The sequence below is a fragment of the Photobacterium sp. GB-1 genome (assembly GCF_003026165.1).
Lineage (GTDB): Bacteria > Pseudomonadota > Gammaproteobacteria > Enterobacterales > Vibrionaceae > Photobacterium.
In genome coordinates this window covers 279,086-299,670 of record NZ_PYOB01000003.1, presented here as the reverse complement: position 1 = coordinate 299,670, position 20,585 = coordinate 279,086, and the positions used below count along the sequence as shown (strand labels likewise).

The 20,585-nt window shown below is 37.7% G+C and carries 19 protein-coding genes; 5 read left to right on the top strand and 14 right to left on the bottom strand.

Going from position 1 to position 20,585, the window contains the following annotated elements:
* The 9 genes from C9J45_RS05695 to C9J45_RS05655 all read right to left on the bottom strand — a co-directional run bounded on the left by C9J45_RS05695 (position 1) and on the right by C9J45_RS05655 (position 8,737).
* Positions 1–1,344 (bottom strand): NAD(P)/FAD-dependent oxidoreductase, encoded by a 1,344-nt coding sequence (locus C9J45_RS05695; RefSeq protein ID WP_107291210.1) that lies wholly within the window; start codon positions 1,342–1,344, stop codon positions 1–3.
* Positions 1,344–2,072, bottom strand: coding sequence for an SDR family NAD(P)-dependent oxidoreductase (locus C9J45_RS05690; RefSeq protein WP_105062256.1), 729 nt, complete (start codon positions 2,070–2,072; stop codon positions 1,344–1,346). Before C9J45_RS05690 ends, C9J45_RS05695 begins: the two co-directional genes overlap by 1 nt.
* Positions 2,069–2,506, bottom strand: a complete 438-nt coding sequence (locus C9J45_RS05685; protein ID WP_105062257.1) for a nuclear transport factor 2 family protein — start codon at positions 2,504–2,506, stop codon at positions 2,069–2,071. Before C9J45_RS05685 ends, C9J45_RS05690 begins: the two co-directional genes overlap by 4 nt.
* A 20-nt stretch (positions 2,507–2,526) precedes the next feature.
* A complete protein-coding gene (phrB, locus tag C9J45_RS05680) occupies positions 2,527–3,996 on the bottom strand; it encodes a deoxyribodipyrimidine photo-lyase (protein ID WP_107207182.1) in 1,470 nt (489 codons plus the stop codon).
* A 52-nt stretch (positions 3,997–4,048) separates the two neighbouring features.
* Positions 4,049–4,840, bottom strand: coding sequence for a MerR family transcriptional regulator (locus C9J45_RS05675; protein WP_107292274.1), 792 nt, complete (start codon positions 4,838–4,840; stop codon positions 4,049–4,051).
* 235 nt (positions 4,841–5,075) lie between these two features.
* The gene (locus C9J45_RS05670; RefSeq protein ID WP_107292273.1) at positions 5,076–6,344 is read right to left on the bottom strand and encodes an O-acetylhomoserine aminocarboxypropyltransferase/cysteine synthase family protein; all 1,269 of its coding nucleotides are present in this window, start codon (positions 6,342–6,344) and stop codon (positions 5,076–5,078) included.
* A 127-nt stretch (positions 6,345–6,471) separates the two neighbouring features.
* Positions 6,472–7,425, bottom strand: a complete 954-nt coding sequence (locus C9J45_RS05665; protein WP_107292272.1) for a DUF523 and DUF1722 domain-containing protein — start codon at positions 7,423–7,425, stop codon at positions 6,472–6,474.
* 125 nt (positions 7,426–7,550) lie between these two features.
* A complete protein-coding gene (locus C9J45_RS05660) occupies positions 7,551–7,766 on the bottom strand; it encodes a TIGR02450 family Trp-rich protein (protein WP_107260992.1) in 216 nt (71 codons plus the stop codon).
* A 23-nt stretch (positions 7,767–7,789) separates the two neighbouring features.
* Positions 7,790–8,737, bottom strand: a complete 948-nt coding sequence (locus C9J45_RS05655; RefSeq protein WP_105062262.1) for a DUF523 and DUF1722 domain-containing protein — start codon at positions 8,735–8,737, stop codon at positions 7,790–7,792.
* Positions 8,738–8,959: 222 nt separating this feature from the next.
* Here C9J45_RS05655 and C9J45_RS05650 point away from each other — a divergent pair, with 222 nt between their 5' ends.
* Positions 8,960–9,148, top strand: a complete 189-nt coding sequence (locus C9J45_RS05650) for a hypothetical protein (RefSeq protein ID WP_107207186.1) — start codon at positions 8,960–8,962, stop codon at positions 9,146–9,148.
* 112 nt (positions 9,149–9,260) lie between these two features.
* Here the strand turns inward: C9J45_RS05650 and rlmF are convergent, their stop codons facing one another.
* Positions 9,261–10,283 (bottom strand): 23S rRNA (adenine(1618)-N(6))-methyltransferase RlmF, encoded by a 1,023-nt coding sequence (gene rlmF, locus C9J45_RS05645; protein WP_105062264.1) that lies wholly within the window; start codon positions 10,281–10,283, stop codon positions 9,261–9,263.
* 286 nt (positions 10,284–10,569) lie between these two features.
* Here rlmF and C9J45_RS05640 point away from each other — a divergent pair, with 286 nt between their 5' ends.
* Positions 10,570–11,790, top strand: coding sequence for a transporter substrate-binding domain-containing protein (locus tag C9J45_RS05640; RefSeq protein WP_107292271.1), 1,221 nt, complete (start codon positions 10,570–10,572; stop codon positions 11,788–11,790).
* A 78-nt stretch (positions 11,791–11,868) separates the two neighbouring features.
* Here the strand turns inward: C9J45_RS05640 and viaA are convergent, their stop codons facing one another.
* Together viaA and C9J45_RS05630 are read right to left on the bottom strand one after the other, a co-directional pair.
* Positions 11,869–13,326, bottom strand: coding sequence for an ATPase RavA stimulator ViaA (viaA, locus tag C9J45_RS05635; RefSeq protein ID WP_107292270.1), 1,458 nt, complete (start codon positions 13,324–13,326; stop codon positions 11,869–11,871).
* Between the two features lie 73 nt (positions 13,327–13,399).
* Complete coding sequence (locus tag C9J45_RS05630) at positions 13,400–15,058, bottom strand: ATPase RavA domain-containing protein (protein ID WP_107207190.1); 1,659 nt, start codon at positions 15,056–15,058, stop codon at positions 13,400–13,402.
* A gap of 303 nt (positions 15,059–15,361) precedes the next feature.
* On the opposite strand from C9J45_RS05630, the gene C9J45_RS05625 reads away from it, so the two are divergent.
* Entirely contained in the window at positions 15,362–16,189 is an 828-nt protein-coding gene (locus tag C9J45_RS05625; RefSeq protein ID WP_107207191.1) for a phosphate ABC transporter substrate-binding protein, read from the top strand.
* Between the two features lie 107 nt (positions 16,190–16,296).
* On the opposite strand, the gene C9J45_RS05620 is transcribed toward C9J45_RS05625, so the two are convergent.
* The gene (locus C9J45_RS05620) at positions 16,297–17,157 is read right to left on the bottom strand and encodes a sulfurtransferase (protein WP_107261002.1); all 861 of its coding nucleotides are present in this window, start codon (positions 17,155–17,157) and stop codon (positions 16,297–16,299) included.
* A 44-nt stretch (positions 17,158–17,201) separates the two neighbouring features.
* Entirely contained in the window at positions 17,202–18,038 is an 837-nt protein-coding gene (locus tag C9J45_RS05615) for a DUF5718 family protein (RefSeq protein WP_107247197.1), read from the bottom strand.
* 194 nt (positions 18,039–18,232) lie between these two features.
* On the opposite strand from C9J45_RS05615, the gene C9J45_RS05610 reads away from it, so the two are divergent.
* On the top strand, positions 18,233–19,366 hold the full coding sequence (locus C9J45_RS05610; protein WP_107247196.1) for a trypsin-like serine protease: 1,134 nt from the start codon (positions 18,233–18,235) through the stop codon (positions 19,364–19,366).
* 151 nt (positions 19,367–19,517) lie between these two features.
* Positions 19,518–20,456 carry a siroheme synthase gene (locus C9J45_RS05605; protein ID WP_107247195.1) on the top strand — a complete coding sequence of 313 codons (939 nt, stop codon included), beginning with the start codon at positions 19,518–19,520 and terminating at the stop codon, positions 20,454–20,456.
* The last annotated feature ends 129 nt before the right edge of the window (positions 20,457–20,585 follow it).

The window sequence follows — 20,585 nt, the reverse complement described above, 5'->3', positions numbered from 1 at the left end:
CTAATAACTTCGTATGACACAGTTATATGATGGTTCATTAGAAACATTCAGAGATTTCGCTGTTACCATTTCATCTTCTGATTGCGTCAATGATTGCATTTTTATTGCTTCGACAACGTCTAACGCGCTACGTACCCCGTCTTCATGAAAACCGTTATACCAATACGCACCACAGAACCATGTTTGATTTTGTCCATTTATTAAATGACGTTTCTGCTGAGCCGCAATACTTTTCGTATTGAAAACAGGATGAGAATAAACAAATTTGCGCAGTATTTTGTCTTTATCTATCGATTCAGTTTGGTTAAGGGTTACACAAAATGTTTCAGGAGCTAGAATGCCTTGAAGTATATTCATGTTATAAGTCAGTGACGCTAAGTTACGTTCTCGAGCATCACGAGATTTAGGTAACGAATAATTCCAAGATGCCCATGCAGCCTGACGTTTTGGTAATAACGAAGTATCGGTATGAAGAACCACTTCGTTTTCTTGATAATGAATATCTGATAACACGTAGTTTTCTTCTGATGTTGCGTCAGACAGCATTTTTAACGCTTGATCACTATGACAAGCGAAAATCACTTGATCAAATTCTTCTTGCTTAGTATTAACCGTAACAATTACCTTGCCTTTACTACGCTTCACCGAAGAGACAGGGCTATTTAGTTGAATACAATCTCCGATATAAGACATCATTTTTCTAACATATTCACGAGAACCACCCGGTATTACACGCCACTGTGGACGATTAGTTATGTCTAACAAACCATGGTTTAAGAAAAAACGCAGAAAGAAAGCTAAGGGAAAACGTCTCATATCAGATAACGTTGAAGACCAAATAGCAGCCCCCATCGGTAAGATATAATTTTCAGCAAAGTAATCACTAAACTGATGCTGAGTTAAAAAATCACCTAGCGTTTGATTCATTAACTCACTATCACCTACAACCTTTTTAGCAAGCTTATTAAACTGGGTGATCTCATACAAAAAGCGATAAAAAGCCGGGTTCAATAAATTACGTTTCTGGGCAAACAGTGATGAAATAGTATGCCCATTATATTCAAGCCCCGTACGCTCATTGTGAACACTAAAGCTCATTTCGCTTGGCTTACCTGTTATTTCAAGTTGTTCAAGCAAATTTTCAAAGTTTGGATAAGTACGATCATTAAAAACAATAAACCCAGTATCGATGGCATAATCACCACTATCTACAGTGACATCTACCGTTGCAGTATGCCCACCGACATAACTGTTTGCCTCGTAAACAGTAACTTCGTGTTCTTGATGTAAATACCAAGCGGACGTCAAGCCTGAAATACCGGAACCTATAATGGCTATTTTCATTATGATTTCCCCGTCATTCGTTTAATTACTGCCAATCGAAATGTAATTGGCAAAAGCGCAATAGTTTTAAGAAACAGTGTAAAGGTGGCAGGAAAACTAATTTCTTTTTTTCCTGCAGCAATACCTGATCTTATTTTTTTTGAAGCATGTTCGGGTGACACTAACATTGGCATCGTAAAATCGTTTTTATCTGTTAATGGCGTTTTTACAAAACCAGGATTCACTAACGTAATTTTCATATTCAAATAAGCGAGATCAACAGCAAGTGCTTGAGTGATATAACTCATTGCAGCCTTAGAAGCGCCATAGGCTTCTGCACGTGGTAAAGCAACGAAACTGGCAGAAGAACTGATAATGACTAAATGCGTTTTTTCATTAAATCGCGCTTGTAAGGCTTCTATGCAATGGAGAACTCCGTAAACATTGACATCAAAAACGCGTTTAACTAATGCTGTATCAATTTTTCCTTCATCAATGTATTCACACGTGCCGGCATTTAAAATAATTAACTCTGGTAGAGTCTCTAAGGATGTAAGCGCTGATAGTGTGCTTTCAAAATCTGTTACATCGAAACGTAATGTTTTTATCGCTTGATGTTCTTCTTCTAATTCATTTAAACGCTGCGCATTTTGACCGCAAGCAATAACACGCCACCCGTCATCTGCATAATCACATGCAAGCTGTTTGCCAATCCCTGAACTAGCACCTGTGATCAATACCTGATTCATTGCCCTAACCTTGATTTAATGTGTCGAATAATGCGTCCAAACATGGGTAGACCTTCATAAATCATTTCCCCCATATCGAAATAATCACGATGATAAATCACTTTATCTTGTTCAAATTTCAGCTGAGTACAGCCTTCTAAACTACGTTCTTTGCCATTTTGTAATCGAGGATGTGAAAAGTGCATTGTCCATTGAACAAACGCTTCATGATCATCTTCTACATAGCTATTAATAATAAATCGACAGCTATTTATATTTTGATAAAGGTTAAAAAAGTAAGCTTCTAAAGCACTAAAACCTTCAATTTTATGTGCAGGATCTTCAAAAATAACTAAATGATGATAAACGTCAGACAGTTGAGAGAGGTTGTCCTTTCCTAGTTGTCCATACACATTAAAAAACTTAATTAATGCAGGGTTTATCACTGCGTCCATTATTTATTCCTCCACCAGTGTTATTGATGAATATCCATATAAGCCTTTGCTTGTTTAAAAGACTCAATTGCGACTAGACGGGCTTCCTTATGATCGACAATTGGCAATGGATAATTCAGTGATTCTGCACTCGCCCATTGATGCGGCGTGTGTATGTATTTATCCGGAACATGTTCTAATTCCTTAACCCATGTACGGATGAAATCACCTTTTGGATCAAATCGTTGCCCTTGTAGTGTTGGATTAAATACTCTGAAATAAGGTTGTGCATCGGTACCTGTTGATGCGGCCCATTGCCAACCTCCGTTATTGGAAGCGAAATCACCATCAATGAGGTGCTGCATAAACCACTGCTCACCGACACGCCAATCACATAACAAGTCTTTCGTTAGAAAACTTGCAGTGATCATACGTAAACGATTATGCATCCAACCTGTTGCACGTAATTGCCTCATAGCGGCATCGACAATAGGAAACCCCGTTTTTCCTTCTTGCCATGCTTTAAGTAATGTTGCGTCATCTTTCCATTTGACAAACTGAGTAAACTTTTGAAATGGCTGATGTTGGCTTAATTCAGGGTAGCGATGAAGTAAATGACCATAAAACTCACGCCAAACAATCTCGTTCAACCATGTAAAAGCGCCATCATCCTTATTAATTTCTAATGCATTTGGAAAGTGCTGCAATAGCTGATGCAGACACTGCCTAGCTGAAAGCGCCCCAATAGCAAGATATGGGGATAAACAACTAGTGCCATCAATCGCGGGAAAATCTCTGTTTTGGTGATATGATTCGGCTTTAGTTTCACAAAACGTTTCTAATCTTTGTGCAATAGTTTCTTCATCTACTGGCCATAACACACTATCGATAATGGGATAGTTGAAAGCTTTGATTTGATGACAGGCAGACAATAACTTAATCACCACGTCACTAGTTACAGTGTCACCCTTATTTGTTACGGGGTAACTAGGTGATAATAAGAAACGCTTGATCCATGCATTTCTAAATGGGGTGAAAACTTTGAATAATTCCCCATCACGGGTCAAAACCATTTCAGGCTGCAAAATATAATTATCATCAAAAATACTGAATTTTATACTATTTTTTGCAAGCAATTCCCCTACAGCTATATCACGTTTATGCTCATTAATTGGATATTGTTTATTCGCAAAAACATGCACAGCATTATAATCAAAACAAACTTGCTCAATAACCTTAACCGATTCTGAGAAGTCATTAACTTCAATAACTTGCAAAGGAATATTTTGTTTAGCCAACTGTTGCTTTAATACTTGTAACCGACGATGAACAAAGTCTACTTGAACTGCCGCCATATTATGTTGGTGCCACTGCATAGGCGTTGCAATAAAGAGTGCGATAATAGGAAGTCCACTATCGATTGCATGATTTAATGCTGTATTATCAACAACACGTAAATCTGAACGAAACCAAATAATAACGTGCTGCTCTTTTACTGTTTTATTTGTCATCATCACTCCTATTAGCTTATTAAAATAATAATGCTGGTGGATCTTTTTACTTCTACTGCTTGTGGATCATTTTTATGCTTCCAATGAAAGAAACTTGAACATTGCTTTCTTTTTCTATTATTTCAATATCAGCTAACTGCTTATTATCAAGTTTGTTTTCTCCAACGATATAGACGTGGTTAATGTCATGCTCTGTTAAAAATGCTGACAATCCTGTTACTTTTCCTAATAAATCAGATAAAACAATCGCGTAATAACCTTCATACGCTAATTTTAAGGCCTGTTGCCACACAAAGTGATTATCTGAAGATGAAAAACTTAACACGAGACTTGGGGGATTTTTATCTGAATTAACTTTCGCTAATACAGTAATAAAACATTGAGTAAGTGCTGAGTTCCACACACTTTTTTGTAATGTTTTTAATGGATTATCACTGCGTGTTATATGTTGCTCAATTGGCTTTAAAAATTGCTCTTCTAAAACATTAAATGGATAAAGTTTTAATGCTTCACGTACGCGTTTTTCTATTTGTTGTACTTTACCCTGCTCAATTAAACAGATGGTTTCGTCAACCATTTCTATTTTTTCAACATTTAATTCATGATGTTCAGCAGTACCTTCTAATAAAGGTTTAACCTTACCAATTGATACTCCTTTGGCTAACCAAGTTAAAATTTCATGAATTTTAGCAATATCGCTATCGGTATAAAGACGGTGACCTTTAGGTGTTCGTTGAGGAACTAATAAACCATATCTGCGTTGCCAAGCACGTAAGGTTACAGAGTTAACACCCGTAGCTTCAGATACTTCACTAATTGAATACAACTTAATTTCAACGTTCAAATTATTACCTTCATTCGTAATTTCATAATTAGTTTAAGAACATAACAATACAAACTTGTACAACTGCTCTTTCATGTATAACTATAGTGTTAAACCTCCAACTTGTACAATAATTTAACCTTGTACAAGATTGAAGTTAGAGTTGTATCACATCAAAAAAAGAGGTCGTGAGTAGTAATTAGAAATAAGCTAAGTATTGTGGCAATCAAAATAATGATTGCCATATTGAAAAACGCTATGCGTTAAGTGCTTGTTCTAAATCAGCAATGATGTCATCAATATGTTCTATGCCGATAGAAAGTCTGATCATTTCAGGATGAACACCAGCTTGACTCTGCTCTTCTGGTGTCATTTGTCGATGTGTGGTTGAGGCAGGATGACAAGCCAGTGATTTAGCATCACCAATATTCACTAACCGTTTAAACAAACCGAGTGCATCATAAAAACGAACACCTGCTTCATAACCATTTTTCAGTCCGAACGACAATATGGCAGAGGGTTTACCCTTGGTATATTTTTGTGATAACTCGTAATAATCCGAATCAGGAAGACCAGCATAGTTAACCCAACTCACTTGCTCATGGTTAGCGAGATATTGTGCAACTTTAAGTGCATTTTCAGTATGTCTCTCCATGCGTAATGATAAGGTTTCCAAACCTTGCATCAGCATAAACGCATTCACCGGAGACAGCGCAGCACCTGTATTTCTTAGTGGCACAGTTCGCGCTCTACCAATAAATGCCGCTTCACCAAACGCTTCATTATATACAACACCATGATAAGACGGTTCTGGTTGGCTAAATACAGGGAATCTATCTTTGTACTGTGCCCATGGAAATTTCCCTGAATCAACAATGACGCCACCTAATGTTGTTCCATGTCCGCCCACATATTTAGTCAATGAGTGAACAACAATATCAGCGCCAAATTCAATCGGTTTACATAGCACAGGTGTTGCAACAGTGTTGTCGACGATAACAGGTACGCCTTTATCATGTGCTAACTGAGATACTCTTTCGAGATCAATGATGTTACCACTAGGATTACCAATACTTTCACAATAAACCGCCTTGGTCTTTTCATCGATTAACGCAGCCATAGATTCTGGTTTATCATCTTTTGCAAACCGAACTTCAATCCCTTGGCTTGGTAACATATGAGCAAATAGCGTATAGGTTCCGCCATAAAGTTGTGGTGTTGATACAATATTATCCCCTGCTTGAGCTAGGGTTAAAATCGCATAGTTAATCGCCGCGCTTCCAGCACTGACCACTAAACCCGCAATACCTCCTTCAAGCGCAGCCATGCGTTTTTCTAATACGTCATTGGTTGGGTTCATGATACGGGTATAAATATTGCCCGGCACTTCAAGATTAAAAAGATCAGCACCGTGCTGTGCATCATCAAACTCGTAGGCTACCGTTTGATAAATTGGTGTTGCGACTGATTTAGTTGTCGGATCGGTTTCGTAACCACTGTGAATGGATAGCGTTTCGTCTTTCATTTTTCTACCTTGAATAATTGAAAAGAATAATAAGTATACAGACTACATTTAATAATCTATTGATGTAGCCTAATGGTTATTTTAGTTCAACATATGGCGTTTACATCTTAAAAACCACAATACGTATTTATAATGAATAACGTAACTTCAATGCTTCAGGATAAGGCGCTAAATAAGCTTGTTTTGATAAATACTCATTAGGGTTTAATGCTAAATGATGATTGATGAGTGTTAACGGTGCGATTAATGGCAGGTTACCTTCACGATAGCGCATAATAACATCGCGTAATTCTGCTTTTTGTTGTTTATCTAAATTACGTTTAAAGTAACCTTGAATATGTAGCAGTACATTCGTATTCGTTTGGCAATTTGAACGATGCTTTAAACCGTCCATTAATAATTGACGATACTCTACAAAGAACGCATTAATATCGTTCCATTGATGACTTTTAGCTAATAACTGACCAAGCTTACGGTACGTTGCTGGGTGGCTTGCCATCAACGCTAATTTATAACGAGCATGGAATTTCATTAATTTATTACTAGTAATTCCGTCCTCACCTTTAACACTCTCATATAAATCATTAAGTGCATAAACCCGAAAAACAAAGTTCTCCCTTAATACCGGATCACATAAGCGACCATCTTCTTCAATCGGTAACCAAGGCATTTTCTGCATAAGGCGTTTAGTATAAATACCAACAGAACCGCCAGGTACTGAGTGACCATTATCAAGATAAAGTTTAACTCGCTCCATACCGCAAGAAGGCGATTTGGCACATACAATGTAACCACACAATGTTTCTAATGAAGGTAAAACATTATCAGTAAATTCGTTCATTTTGTCAGTATAATCAAGTGTATTATCTTTACTATCAACTAAACGAATATCAATGCTGTTATCCAATAAACGAATAACTGGACGTGGGATTGTCATGCCTATGCCAACCTCTGGACAAATAGGCTTGAACTCAAAATAATCACTTAACTCTTCGTCTGCGAATTTGAAACGCTTATGACCACCGTCAAAACGTACTTGTTGTCCTAAAAGGCAACCACTTATTCCTACTATAATCGCCATAAATACTCCGTGACACTTAACAACAATACCTTCTTATGCTTAAGGTGAAAATAATTTTTGTTAATATTAAAAGTAATCATTCAATGATGAATGGTTATATCTTTTTATTAATAACAATACTTGCATTATTTCCACCCTTGATGCCATAACGAAGTATTTCTTAAATCTTGCCAAATGATCATAAATTCACGTTTAGACATTATTGCTTCCATCGTGCAATACAGAACTTTACCTTCTTCGTTAATTTCAAGTTCAGTAATAATAAAATGTTTTTCTTTATTTTTAGGGACTGCAGCAGTCCACTTACTGTTTAACAACTTTTTAGGGTTGAATTGATTCACTATATTTACCCTTAATTTCATTATTACAATGAGAAACGAAGCTTTAGTTTTTCAGGGTAAGGAGATAAATATGCTTGCGTTGCAAGATATTCATCAGGGTTTACTGTTAAGTGATGATTAATAAGTGTTAGCGGGGCAATTAAAGGAATATTTCCCTCACGATAGCGCATAATTACATCACGTAACTCTGCTTTTTGATCCTTATCTAAATCACGTTTAAAGTAACCTTGAATATGCATTAACACGTTGGTGTTATTTTTACGGCTTGCACGGTTTTTCAGAGCGTCCATAAATTGCTGACGATAAGTTAAGAAGAACTCAATTAAATCATCCCACTCATGAATTTTCGATACTAAGCGTCCAAGCGAACGATAAGACTCTTGATGATGTGCCATTAAGCAAAGTTTGTAACGAGAATGAAACTTAATGATTTTTCCTCGAGTAATACCACCGTCAACACTACGATAGAGATCATCAAGTGCATAAACACGGAAGATAAAATTCTCTCGCAGTACTGGATCACATAGTCGGCCATCTTCTTCAATAGGTAACCATGGCATTGCTTCCATTAGACGCTTGGTATAGATACCAACAGATCCGCCTGGTACTGAGTTACCATTTTCTAAATACAATTTAACTCGTTCCATACCACAAGAAGGTGATTTAGCGCACACCACATAGCCACGTAACCACTCAAAACTAGGTATAATTTCATCGGCGAACGCCTTCATTTTATCAGTGTGATCAATAGCATTATCTTTACTATCAACAAGCCGTACTTCAATGCCATTATCTTGTAAACGAATCACCGGACGCGGCGTAGACATCCCAATAGCCATTTCAGGACATACCGCTCTAAAGCTGAAGTATTCAGCTAAGTCTTCTGCTACAAAACGATTACGTTTATGCCCGCCATCAAAGCGTACTTTCTCGCCTAATACACATGAACTGATTCCTACAGGGATACCCATACCCGCCTCCAAAGTTGTACAGTTATTTCTTGTTGTACAATCAATGTAGACAAATAGATCACCTTGTACAAGTTTTTTTATTGTATAAGTATTGTGATGACGAATGAGAGCGCCTATAAGGCTTAAAACACACTTATCGTTAATATTTAATTAACAATACCTTAACTTGATCTAAATCATCATGATGATTTGGAAAGAAGCTTATTGTTAACAGGAGGTGGTATGAAATTAAGAAAAGATAAAAGATGCTATACCGATCTTTGTATTAACGGTAAATGGTTCCATCATGATCACTGCACAAATACGGCTTATATGCTGAAAGGAGGTGATTCTCCTCTATTAGAATTGGCAAGAATACCGCAAACAGAGAGTGAGCTTATTGGACTGCTAGAGGAAGCAACATTAAATTAACATAGTGGTATGTTCTATGATTCTAATTCTGTGTAATCTTTGGATATTAATGAGAACCAATCATAAAGCGATGTATTGATAAATACATCGCTTATTTATAGCAAAAGCTAAATTAGCTCCAGCGCTCTTGGCGCCATTCTTGTTGCTGTTCTTCGTTTAAGAACGTCCAAGCAATAAGACGTGAGATCTTTTGACCTTGTGACATTTCAATAGTTTTTACCGAAACCGCACCCACTTTCTCAAGTTGCTTGTAAAGTACACCTAAGTTTTCTTTCTTCGATACTAAGGTTGTAAACCAGAAGCACTGTGTAGACTTACTTGCACTTTGGTTGATCATTTTTTTGATAAAACCGACTTCACCGCCTTTACACCACAATTCAGCTTTTTGACCACCAAAGTTTAATACAGGTGTTGTTGATGACTTCGCATTATTAAAAGCAGGCGATACTTTACCGCGAGAACGAGCTTGTTGTTTCTTATTCGCATTTGCTGCAAGGTTACGAACTTTTCGTTCAGAACCTGCCATTGCTTCTTCTTCAGAGCTATGGAATGGCGGATTACATAACGTAAAATCAAACACTTCTTCATCATTGATCGTATCTGTAAAGATATTATCAGCATTCTTTTGTAGACGAATTTGAATAGCGCCTTTTAAACGTGGATTGTTACCTGCAATGAATTTTGCTGATTTCACAGCAAGAGGATCGATCTCTGAACCAACAAATTGCCAGCCATAAACACGATGTCCAATAATTGGGTAGACGCAGTTTGCACCGATACCAATGTCTAAACCACGAATACCTTTACCTTGAGGAATCGCCCCTTCGTTAGATTGCGCTAATAAATCAGCAATGTAATGCAAATAGTCGGCACGACCAGGAATTGGAGGACATAAAAAACCAGCAGGAATATCCCAATGATCCACTTGATAAAAATGCTTTAATAACGCTTTGTTTAATGTTTTAACTGCGAGTGGATCGGAGAAGTTTACAGAAAGATCACCATAAGCATTTTCGCTAACATGCTGATCTAACTCTGGGGTTGCTTTAATTAGTGTCGCAAAATCATAACGCGCACGATGTGGGTTACGTGGGTGTAAGCCTTGCTTAGGCTGTGCGTTTTTCTTTTGGGTCATCTTTGCTTCTCGCAGAATTGGATCTTATCAAAGCGCAGCATTGTACATGCTTATCGATGATAAACTTAGTGTTTAAGGTGTTAATGATTAAATAAATGGCTAAATCGTCCACTTATTATTGCTATATCTTAATAATTTGACGTGTTGTTTAGTTCTAAAATACAAATTATCAGCTCTTACCACTGCTTATTTGTCATTTTTAAATCCAATATCGCATCAGTACAAAAATCAAAACAAGAGAAAGGATTTATACTTAATAATAAAAACAACAAAAGGATAGTTAATAATGTCGCAAGAAAATACTTTTGTTATTTACTGTTCTCCACGCCTCGCTAAGTACCATCACCTGCCTTTACTCGTGCTATTAATCGTTATTTTTGCGGGAAGTTATTCACATATCGCCATCGCAAATACACCAGTGACAGCAATAACGGATACCCAAAAGTCAAACCATCAAGCTGTTGATACATCACATGAACTGACAACGGCTGCGTTAAGCAACAAGGAACTGGTCATCGGCACTTATATTTGCCCTCCTTTTGTTATGCAAGATCAATTTGGTGAATATACAGGATTAAGTATTTTACTATGGCAGCAAATAGCTGAAAAGTTGGAGATCCCTTACACCTTCAAAAATTACCCTTTAAAAGATCTATTACAAGCGGTTGCGGCAAAAGAAATCGATATTGGGTTATCGTGTTTATCGATCACACCAGAGCGAGAGCAAATCATTGATTTTTCGCACTCTTTTTACGAAACGCATCTTGCAATTGTTGTTAAATCTGCCAGTCATTTCGATACATTTAAAAGTATTATAACTAACAGACACCTCTTAACCATTATTGCTATTTTTGTCACGGCTGCGGCAATTATCGGTGGCCTCTATTATTTATTAGAGCACCGTGTTAATGACAAGCTTTACTCGATGCGTTCAAGACCCGCGCAATTAATTGAAGGTTTTATTCTAGGGTTGTTATTTATTACCAAAGGACCTTTTAATTATTACGAATTTAAAACGCTAACAGGACGAGTACTAACCGTTGCACTGGCGGTTTTCACAACCCTGTTTATTGCCAGTATCACCGCAGTTTTAGCCAGTACATTTACTATCGGATTAATTAATAGCGATATAAAAAGCCCCAACGATTTAGCGAATGTTAATACTGGCGCAAAGACTGCTTCAACGTCGTCGCAATTTTTAACTCGTCACAGTATTGCCCATCGTCAATACGACACAGTCGTTGAAATGTTGGATGCTTTAGAACGTGGTGAAATCGATGCTGCCGTGAATGATGATGCAATCGTAAAATACGAGCTAAAGATCGCAAAACAAAACGGTAAATATGAAAAATTAACTGTCTTACCTTATCAATTTGAAAAGCAAAATTATGGTATCGCGTTAATAGAGCAAAGCCCTTACGAAGAATCAGTAAACCGAGAATTACTACAATTTAGGCAGAGTAATGAATGGCGTAATGCATTGCTTGAATACTTTAAAATCAAATAGCGCAGAACATAAAAAGAAAAAACAGATATTTGCGCTATAGCGTTACAGGATTAAGCTATAGCGCGAATAATGTAAACATTAACGAATACGGAATAATTTACCTAGTTGACTTAATTTAGAAGGGTGATAAGACCAACAATGATCGAACATCTCTAAAAGTTCTGGATTGCCGTATTTTGACAGGTTAACGGCATGAAAACGGTTCTTCTGGGCTTTCAGTTTTTCTACTCGGCTTAACATAGCCTCAGGCTGGCTAGGCGCAATAAAGTCAGATAGCACCACGAGATCAGCGTTTTTATATTTACCGTCACTCATCAAATCAATCGATTGATCTAATACAGGACCAAGATCCGTACCGCCATGAAATGAATAAGATAAAAAGTTAACCACTTCGCTTAACCCATCTTGCTTCGTCAACTCGTACGTAATCTGTTGAGTTGAAAACATAATGACATAACAATCACGTTCATCAGCAAGTGCTATTTGCATTAAGCCATAAGCCAGTGCTTTGGCACAATTTTCAGGGAAACCCGACATAGAACCTGAAGCATCAATACAAACAATAAATGGGCCTTTATCTTGATCTACCTGTTTAGTTTGTCGCTTATACGCTTTTACCTTACGTAGTTTACGCTGCGTACCTTGCATACGGTAATTCATTAAGCGTTTATCGGCTAAGTGTTTATAGAACACCACTTCTAATTCAGGATAGGCTAAAAACATTGCTTCATTAGGTAAGAGTTTGGCGAGATCGTCACTTTCATGGATCCCGACAATATCATCAGTGACATTGTCACTTTTCTCTTCCACCAGTTTAAGTTCTTCTGCTTTTACGCGCTCTTTATTAGGATCATCGACTTCACTGGCCATACGCCCTAACTTCTCAGCAATATCTTGCAAGCCGTTATTGTTTTTTAAAAACTTAGCAATTTTCTTCATGACATCGACATCAGTCTGCGTCAATTTCGCTTTTGCCATATCCCATAAACGACCGGCCTTTTTCTCATCGCCAGCTTCAGTTACTTCTTCCACTTGCTTTAACGTTTCAATACGCTGATACAAGTCTTTCAACAAATCTTCTTTATTTTCTTCAATTTCCGATTCTTGCGCTTCTTTTAAGGCATAAGCAATATACTCATACCACTTGTCACAAAAGAATCGTTGAAACATCGGGTTATGTTTCTGGTGTTCTTTGGCTACAAGATTTTTTGCTTTGAAATAAAACGAAGACTGCCCTTCCAGCTTTTTTACGACTTCATCAGCATGCTCGATAAAATAATCTTGATCCCATTTACAGACTTGTTGATAAAGCTCTATTTCGTCATGAAACCGTTCTACCACCGTTCCCTTAGCGGTTTGACGGATCATTTGCCCTCGCCATTTCATGACTTGGTTTTTCATCGCCGTTTTAACACCAGGGCTAGATTCTGCCGCCATTAATAACTGCGGACGTACCATGACTTCATGAACAGCACTATCAATAACGCCTGATTCAGCAAGCATCAATGCGAAGTTTAATCCTTCAGAGACTGGCATACGCGATTCTCCTTTTTCGTGCCTACCGTTAGGTGTTGATTACACCTAACGATAAACTGCTTAACAACAAGCATTATTTGGCAAAATACTCAGAAAGATGGGTAATGCGAAATGCACTCTTTTCGACAAGCCCTTTAAGCTCTGCCACTTTATCTGCAGCATCACATAGACTTTGTTCAATCAGTGCAGGAAAAGCATCATTGATAAAGTTATGCGGTAATGCTCCGTGGAAACTTGCACGTGACTTTTTAATGTTATGCTCTGCATCAACTATTTTTGCCATGGCACCGTCAACACCGTCTTGCCATGTTTGTTGCTGAGTTTCAGTGATACCTTTATTACCTGCAATGCCTACTAATACCGAGCGATTAGCAATATCTTTAATGGTTAGGCGGTTTTGCGCATCAATTTCAAATTGTAAGCGACACAAATGCGTGTTCTTATTTACAAAACCATAAATATCACATTTACCCGTCCTAATTTTCTTATCAAACTCATCACCATCTACGTATACCCATCGGCTATCACCCGGCTCTTGTTCCGAGACTGATGGATTTTGCTGTAGCATCACCAATTTGATCATACGAGGGTTGTTGTTAACGTTAAATCTTGCGGCTGTCGCAAAGTTATATTTAAACCACTCTTTACGCATAGTGCTTTCTTTAGTAAAAGGCACAGCCAATTTTTCAACGACATCATTGTTAATCTTATTGATGATAGTTTCTGCTTCATTAGCGTCTAAACTTGAGTGAGTCTGATTAAAGGCATGTTCTGTCGCGAATGTATTAATGATATTACAAATAACATTACGCGATTCTGGGCTATGCCATAAGCAATCTTGCAACAGTAACAAATCAAGTGGGTTGATTTCACTACGACCATTAAAAAACGCGCTGGCTTTTAATAGCCGTACCGACTTTTTCCAACGTCGATCAGAGATATACAACTCACTGTCACTATCAATCACATCGGTTTGATTAACATGCTCTTCAACCATTGATTTAAGCTTAAAGATTTGTTCAAAGGTCTCTTCACTTAATTGGATCTCATCAATATGCTGCTGCCAGTTAACATACTCTTCATCTTTAATAGTGAGACTTGGATCTATTTCTTGTAGTGTTGGCCCTTCCCCCATCAATAGGGCTTTAAAGTTCTTTTTCTCTTGAATACGATTAACGAATACACGAACGAGCATTCGATCATATAAAGCATCAAGGCCACTATCTTCATCAGGTAACTCGTTAGATGCGGTGATCAACAAGCGCATAGGTACAGGTAGTATGTCTTGACCATTTTTGAATGTACGTTCATTAACCACTGTTAATAACGTATTTAGAATAGCAGGGCCGGCTTTCCAAATTTCATCAAGAAAAACCACTTGTGCTGTCGGTAAGTAACCATCAATTAAACGGACATATTTACCATTGTCTTTTAACTCTTGAATAGATAAAGGTCCAAACACCTCTTCAGGTGTTGAAAAACGCGTCATCAAGTAATCAAAAAATTTGCTATCATCAAAAGCCTGAATTAATCGTTTTGCAATTAAACTTTTTGCGATCCCTGGTGGCCCTAAAAGAAAAACACTCTCTCCTGCTAATGCCGCAAGCAAACACAGCTTAATCACTTCCTCACGTTCATAAACGCCATTAGAAAGCCCTTTAATCAATTTTTGAATCCGTTCAGATAAAATTGCTTTATTCGGTGATGTTGCTGTTGTTGCCATTTTAAGCATATAACCAACCTTGTGTATTTCCTACTAACGCTGTACGGCGCCTACCTCAATCATTAAATGTAAATCCCTACACTTAATGTTACATCTGTTAATCGACTTTAGCATTTTACTAAGTTGATTCAAAATTTTATCTTATATTGGCAATGATATTAACTATATACTCTCATGGTATTAACCTTTTACAGTGACTATTTCTAGTTGCTATTAACTCGCCAACACATGACTTTTAGTTATGAGATTCACAAACCCGTCACACTATCGTAATAACATACGCTCGAAATAATGAAGCTCATGGAGTAAAAAATGCTTAAAACCGTAATTCGCTTACTCGCATTAGGCGTATGTATATCATTCAATGTACAAGCAAAAGAAACAGTCACCGTTGTTGGATCTACATCGGTAAGTCACATTATGGATGTGCTTGCAGATACCTACTCGTCAACGCATAAAGACACCACAATTGAAGTTCAAGGTATCGGTTCAACCGCGGGTATTAATGCTGTTAAGCAAGGTGCCGCTGAAATAGGTATGAGCTCCCGTGTCATTTCTCGTGCTGAATTAGATAATAACTATAAAGCCATTACTATTGCTTATGATGGTATTGCGCTTGTAGTAAATAAAGCGAATCCGGTAACAAATCTGACGCGTGAGCAACTTATTGCTATTTACCAAGGTAAAATCACTAACTGGAAATCAATTAACGGTAAAGATTTAGATATGGCAGTCGTGAGCCGTGAAAATGCATCAGGCTCTCGTTTTTCATTTGAACACTTTTTTGGGTTAACCAAACAAGTTTCTGGCTTTACTGTTTCTAATATCAGCCCACGCGTACTGGTGGTAAGTACCAATGGCATGGTGAAAAGTTTAGTTTCACGTAATAAACATGCAATTGGCTATGTCTCTCTTGGCTCTGTTGATGATTCAGTCAAGGCTCTCTCGTACGATAATGTTTTACCGACTGCTGCCAATATTGAATCAGGCGAATATAAAATTGCTCGACCGTTTTTGTTGATGTTTAAACAAAAAGGCTTAGCCAATGATGCGCAACAATTTATTAAATTTGTCCTTTCTAACCAAGCGCAAAGTATTATCAAAGATAAGGGCTATGTTGCTATTGATGAGAAAGCCTGATCGTTACAAATTAAATACCTCACCTTAATAACCAATAGAAATAAGGCGGCAGTATTAATTATCATGCTATTACACTGCTCGCCTTTATATTTCTATTTTAACGATATTTATTTAACAACGGGGTAACACTCAGTTGCACCCCATTCTGTCCACGAACCGTCATAAACAGTGAGCGCTTTACGGCCAATCAAATTTGCAGCTAAAGCTAAAATGCATGCTGTCACACCTGAGCCACAGCTAAAAATTAAACGCTGTTCTGGTGTTGATAACACATCAAACTTGGCTTTTATCTCGGCTAGCGCAATAAAGTGGCCATTATCAAGCAATTCACCAAACGGTAGATTTTTTGCATTAGGCATATGACCACTTCGAATGCCCTCACGCGGCTCTTTCACTGAGCCCAAGAAGCGTGCACGTGGCCTTGCATCAATCACAGCAACATTTTTATCAGTGAGTAATTCATTAAGGTGTTTAGCATCTATCACCCATTCTGATTGTAACTGGGCGTTAAAATCCATTGGGATTATACTTTCTAGTTCACCTGATTCGAGTTCAAGCCCTGCTTCTATCCATGCCGGTAACCCACCATCTAAAACAGAAACATTATTGTGTCCCATCGTTTTAAACATCCACCAGCCACGTGGCGCTGAAAACATGCCTAAGCTATCGTAAATCACGACATGGGTATTATTACTAATACCTAGTTTGCTTACCTCGAGTGAGAACTGCTCAGCCGACGGTAACATATGCGGTAAATCGGTATCTGGATCGGCTAGCTTGTTATTAAAATCAAAAAAGCGTGCACGTGGAATACGTTGTTCAATCAGCTCTTGCTCTGGAGAGCGATCAACGCCGGGCATAAAAGACGTAGCATCTAATACGACAAGATTGTTCTGTGCATTATTCGCTAATGCTTGATGTAACCATTGCACTGAAACTAAGTCTTGATGTGGTACTGATGTCGACATGACGGATCCTTTGTTTATGCTATTAACCAAATTGATCTTACTACTTAATCAACAGTTTGTACCAATACAGATAGCCCATTACTTTGCCAATCATTGTTTTCAGCCATACGCAGTACATCTGCACTACTATATAAAATGCCATCATATACAACCACAATACTGGCATCGCCTGGTTGTAAGAAGTGTGTTTCTCCGTATGGTGTATAGCGAGTTGCACCAATACTAATAATGGCTTGCTTTGGGTGATCAGCTTGATTTAGTAGCGCGTTAATATTTTCAGTTGGCCCAATATCCTGCTGGTGATTCATACGTTCAATAACCCAATCAAGCAGCTTTTGGTGAAAGTAGCTATATCCAACTACTGGGCTATCTTCACCATAGCAATGAAGTTGACCATTAGAACGATGAAAACTTGCGATACGGAAACGATCTAATATCCCACCAGTTTGGAAATGGTCGATATCAATCAAGGTTTCTGAAATCCCTTTACTGTTTGCTCCCCAATTCTTTTTCTCACTAATTTTATTCGCATCAGGCTTTCTAATAGAACAATCATTATACGCTGCAAACTGACGTGGAATTAAACTAACAACATTGATTTCACCAGTACTTTTTTGTTGATATTTAATATCACAAATAAGCGCAACTTCGGGCTCAATCTGTAAATTATCAGCGTTGTTTGATGGCGTAATGCGCGTAGATGAAAGTGGGTATACCGTTAAGAATGAATTTGTATTAGAAGGCACATAAAAAGGAAAAATGCCTTTGGGTTGAACTTCTTCTTTTACTTCTATATCTAAAAAATCCCTCGCTTCACCCGCTTGTTCTAAATGCCCAGCAAAGTTACCTGCAATACCAAAACCAATACATGATTTAAACATAACTCAATCCAGATAATGAAAATATATCGTAGATTCTAAATTCATCAGCAAAATTTTTCTGGAGTTCAGTTATCACTATTATGTATCGAAAATAATACAAATTCATTTTTTTGCGATAAATGACACACTACTAGTAATTTTTTAAACAGTTGTAGCTACGCTTTAATAAACAACAGTTCAAGATGGAGCTGCACATGACATTGCATTTATGGCTAAAAAAATTAACGTACTTAGTCGGTATTTTTGCTGCTTTTAGCTACCAATCATCTGCGTTAGCGAATACACCAGTTAATGCACAAGCAACAGCCAAGGCCATTAATGGTACCGATGCTACCCTTTATGATTCACAACTGATACCTTGGCAAGCGGCACTCAAACAAAAAGGTTTCGACAGTGTCAGCTGTGGCGCTGTTGTGATAAGTGAGTATTGGTTACTAACAGCAGCACACTGCAACTCATCAAACATTAGTGATATTGCCATCGTTGGTACAAGCATGATTCAAGATGGTAATTTTGCAAATCTTGATAAAAAGCATTTTTTTAATATCGTAAAGAAGATCAGTCATCCTAATTATAATGAAGACAATTTTATCAATGACATAGCGCTCTTTCGCGTTAATCGTTCAATGTATGGTATTGCCCAGTCAGTTAAACTAGCTACTCCTAATGAACAAATCATAGCTGATAATATATTCAGCAACACTTGGGCGACCAATATGGATTCTCCTGTCACTGCTATTGCTTCTGGTTGGGGAGACACTCTTAGAAAAGGTTATCCAACTACATTACAAGTAATTAGTTTAGCCGGTGTTCCTGATAACCAATGCGTTGGGCTCAATATCGGTAATGAACATATTGTCTGCGCAGATTCAAACATTAATGGCTTAATTAAAGATGTATGTAGCGGTGATTCTGGCGGCCCGCTTATCTGGCAAAATCATCAAGCAGTATCTGATAGTGATAAAGGCATTCGGTTAATCGGGTTAACCAGTAATGGGGCAAAATGTTCAAATCGAAATGACAACCCAGAAAACCAATATAATCAGCTTACAGGGCAATATACCCAGGTTTCTACCCATCGAGATTGGATAGAACAACAAATACAAGATTATGATAATTCAACATTCACACTTAATGATTCCTCATTACAACCAACGCTGAATATCGATCCTTTTGCCGTAATAAAAGATCCTTCAAATAATAGAGACAATACGCAAACTGTCGTAACTGCGGCTGCAGAACAAACAGAAAGTGGCGGTACAGTAACCTTTTATAGCCTCCTGCTAACTCTTCTCATACTTTACTATCGCCGAAACCAAGGTAACTAAACACAGCTAAATGATTACAATGTTAAACTTGCTCTTAATAATCTTTTCATGGTACTAAATTAGTAACCTTTATGAACTGATTGATTTCTTAGTAAACATTAGCTTGTTGCACAACTCAAAATAAAAATGAGCGATTTGACGGATATACGAAATGGATTTTTTCCCTGTTTTTCTAAAGTTAACCCATAAAAAAGTATTAGTCGTGGGTGGTGGTGAAGTGGCCTGCCGCAAAGTAGATCTATTACTTAAAGCCCAAGCTAACATTACGCTTGTCTCGCCAGAGCTTCACCCTCATCTTGTATCACTACTCGATGAAGGTAAATTTGAATATCTAAAAGCCCGTTATAAAAAGTCACTTCTTACACAATTTGACCAAGTTTGGGCGACAACCGATTCTCGTGAACTCAACCATCAAGTTTATCATGATGCTAATGCATTAAAGATATGGACAAATGTTGTTGATGATCCTGCATATTGTGATTTTATAACGCCATCCATGATTGATCGTTCACCAATGCAAGTTGCCATTTCAAGTGGTGGCGCATCACCTGTTTTGGTTCGTTACTTACGAGAACGTTTCGAAACACAATTACCACAAAACTTAAGCTTATTAGCTCATTATTCAGGACAGCAGCGTACTCGAATAAAACAGCATTACAAAACCGTTGATGAACGTCGAAAGTTCTGGGAGACATTCTTTCGTCTACCAGCAGTTGAAACAGCAACAACAGAGCAAGAATTAGAACAGGCTTTTAGTGAATTATTAGCATCATACCAAGATACAGGCGCTAACTTGTATTTAATCGAAACAGGTAACGACCCTGAATTATTAACACTGAAAGCATTACGTTTGATGCAGCAATCAGAGTTTGTTCTCTACCCTGAAGGGAAGAATGATATTTTTGTCGACCTTTGCCGTCGAGATGCTGATCGTGAAAGTTACGAACACGAGAACGTCATCGCTCGTGCGAAACAATTACTGAATGAGGGAATGCGAGTTTGTGTATTAGCGTCTAAAGACCAACACCGACCAGCATTGAAAAAGCTGTGTATCGAGCGTAATGGTATTTTTGTGCCTAGTCATAGCTAATACATCGTAAATAGACAAATATAAATTTATCATTACATATAACAATGCCGCTGATTAATCGCTTTTTTAAGCATAAATCTAGCGGCATTTTTATAACGCTGGTTAATGAGCAATGTGTAAGATTGTTTA

Excerpts from the sequence above, each read along its gene's own strand:
- C9J45_RS05610 (WP_107247196.1), top strand. The coding sequence starts at position 18,233 with ATGACATTGCATTTATGGCTAAAAAAATTAACGTACTTAGTCGGTATT.
- phrB (WP_107207182.1), bottom strand. The coding sequence starts at position 3,996 with ATGACAAATAAAACAGTAAAAGAGCAGCACGTTATTATTTGGTTTCGT.
- C9J45_RS05615 (WP_107247197.1), bottom strand. The coding sequence starts at position 18,038 with ATGTTTAAATCATGTATTGGTTTTGGTATTGCAGGTAACTTTGCTGGG.
- C9J45_RS05640 (WP_107292271.1), top strand. The coding sequence starts at position 10,570 with ATGTCGCAAGAAAATACTTTTGTTATTTACTGTTCTCCACGCCTCGCT.
- C9J45_RS05695 (WP_107291210.1), bottom strand. The coding sequence starts at position 1,344 with ATGAAAATAGCCATTATAGGTTCCGGTATTTCAGGCTTGACGTCCGCT.
- rlmF (WP_105062264.1), bottom strand. The coding sequence starts at position 10,283 with ATGACCCAAAAGAAAAACGCACAGCCTAAGCAAGGCTTACACCCACGT.
- C9J45_RS05655 (WP_105062262.1), bottom strand. The coding sequence starts at position 8,737 with ATGGGTATCCCTGTAGGAATCAGTTCATGTGTATTAGGCGAGAAAGTA.
- C9J45_RS05670 (WP_107292273.1), bottom strand. The coding sequence starts at position 6,344 with ATGAAAGACGAAACGCTATCCATTCACAGTGGTTACGAAACCGATCCG.
- C9J45_RS05665 (WP_107292272.1), bottom strand. The coding sequence starts at position 7,425 with ATGGCGATTATAGTAGGAATAAGTGGTTGCCTTTTAGGACAACAAGTA.
- C9J45_RS05605 (WP_107247195.1), top strand. The coding sequence starts at position 19,518 with ATGGATTTTTTCCCTGTTTTTCTAAAGTTAACCCATAAAAAAGTATTA.
- C9J45_RS05625 (WP_107207191.1), top strand. The coding sequence starts at position 15,362 with ATGCTTAAAACCGTAATTCGCTTACTCGCATTAGGCGTATGTATATCA.
- C9J45_RS05620 (WP_107261002.1), bottom strand. The coding sequence starts at position 17,157 with ATGTCGACATCAGTACCACATCAAGACTTAGTTTCAGTGCAATGGTTA.
- C9J45_RS05685 (WP_105062257.1), bottom strand. The coding sequence starts at position 2,506 with ATGGACGCAGTGATAAACCCTGCATTAATTAAGTTTTTTAATGTGTAT.
- C9J45_RS05690 (WP_105062256.1), bottom strand. The coding sequence starts at position 2,072 with ATGAATCAGGTATTGATCACAGGTGCTAGTTCAGGGATTGGCAAACAG.
- viaA (WP_107292270.1), bottom strand. The coding sequence starts at position 13,326 with ATGCCAGTCTCTGAAGGATTAAACTTCGCATTGATGCTTGCTGAATCA.
- C9J45_RS05650 (WP_107207186.1), top strand. The coding sequence starts at position 8,960 with ATGAAATTAAGAAAAGATAAAAGATGCTATACCGATCTTTGTATTAAC.
- C9J45_RS05630 (WP_107207190.1), bottom strand. The coding sequence starts at position 15,058 with ATGCTTAAAATGGCAACAACAGCAACATCACCGAATAAAGCAATTTTA.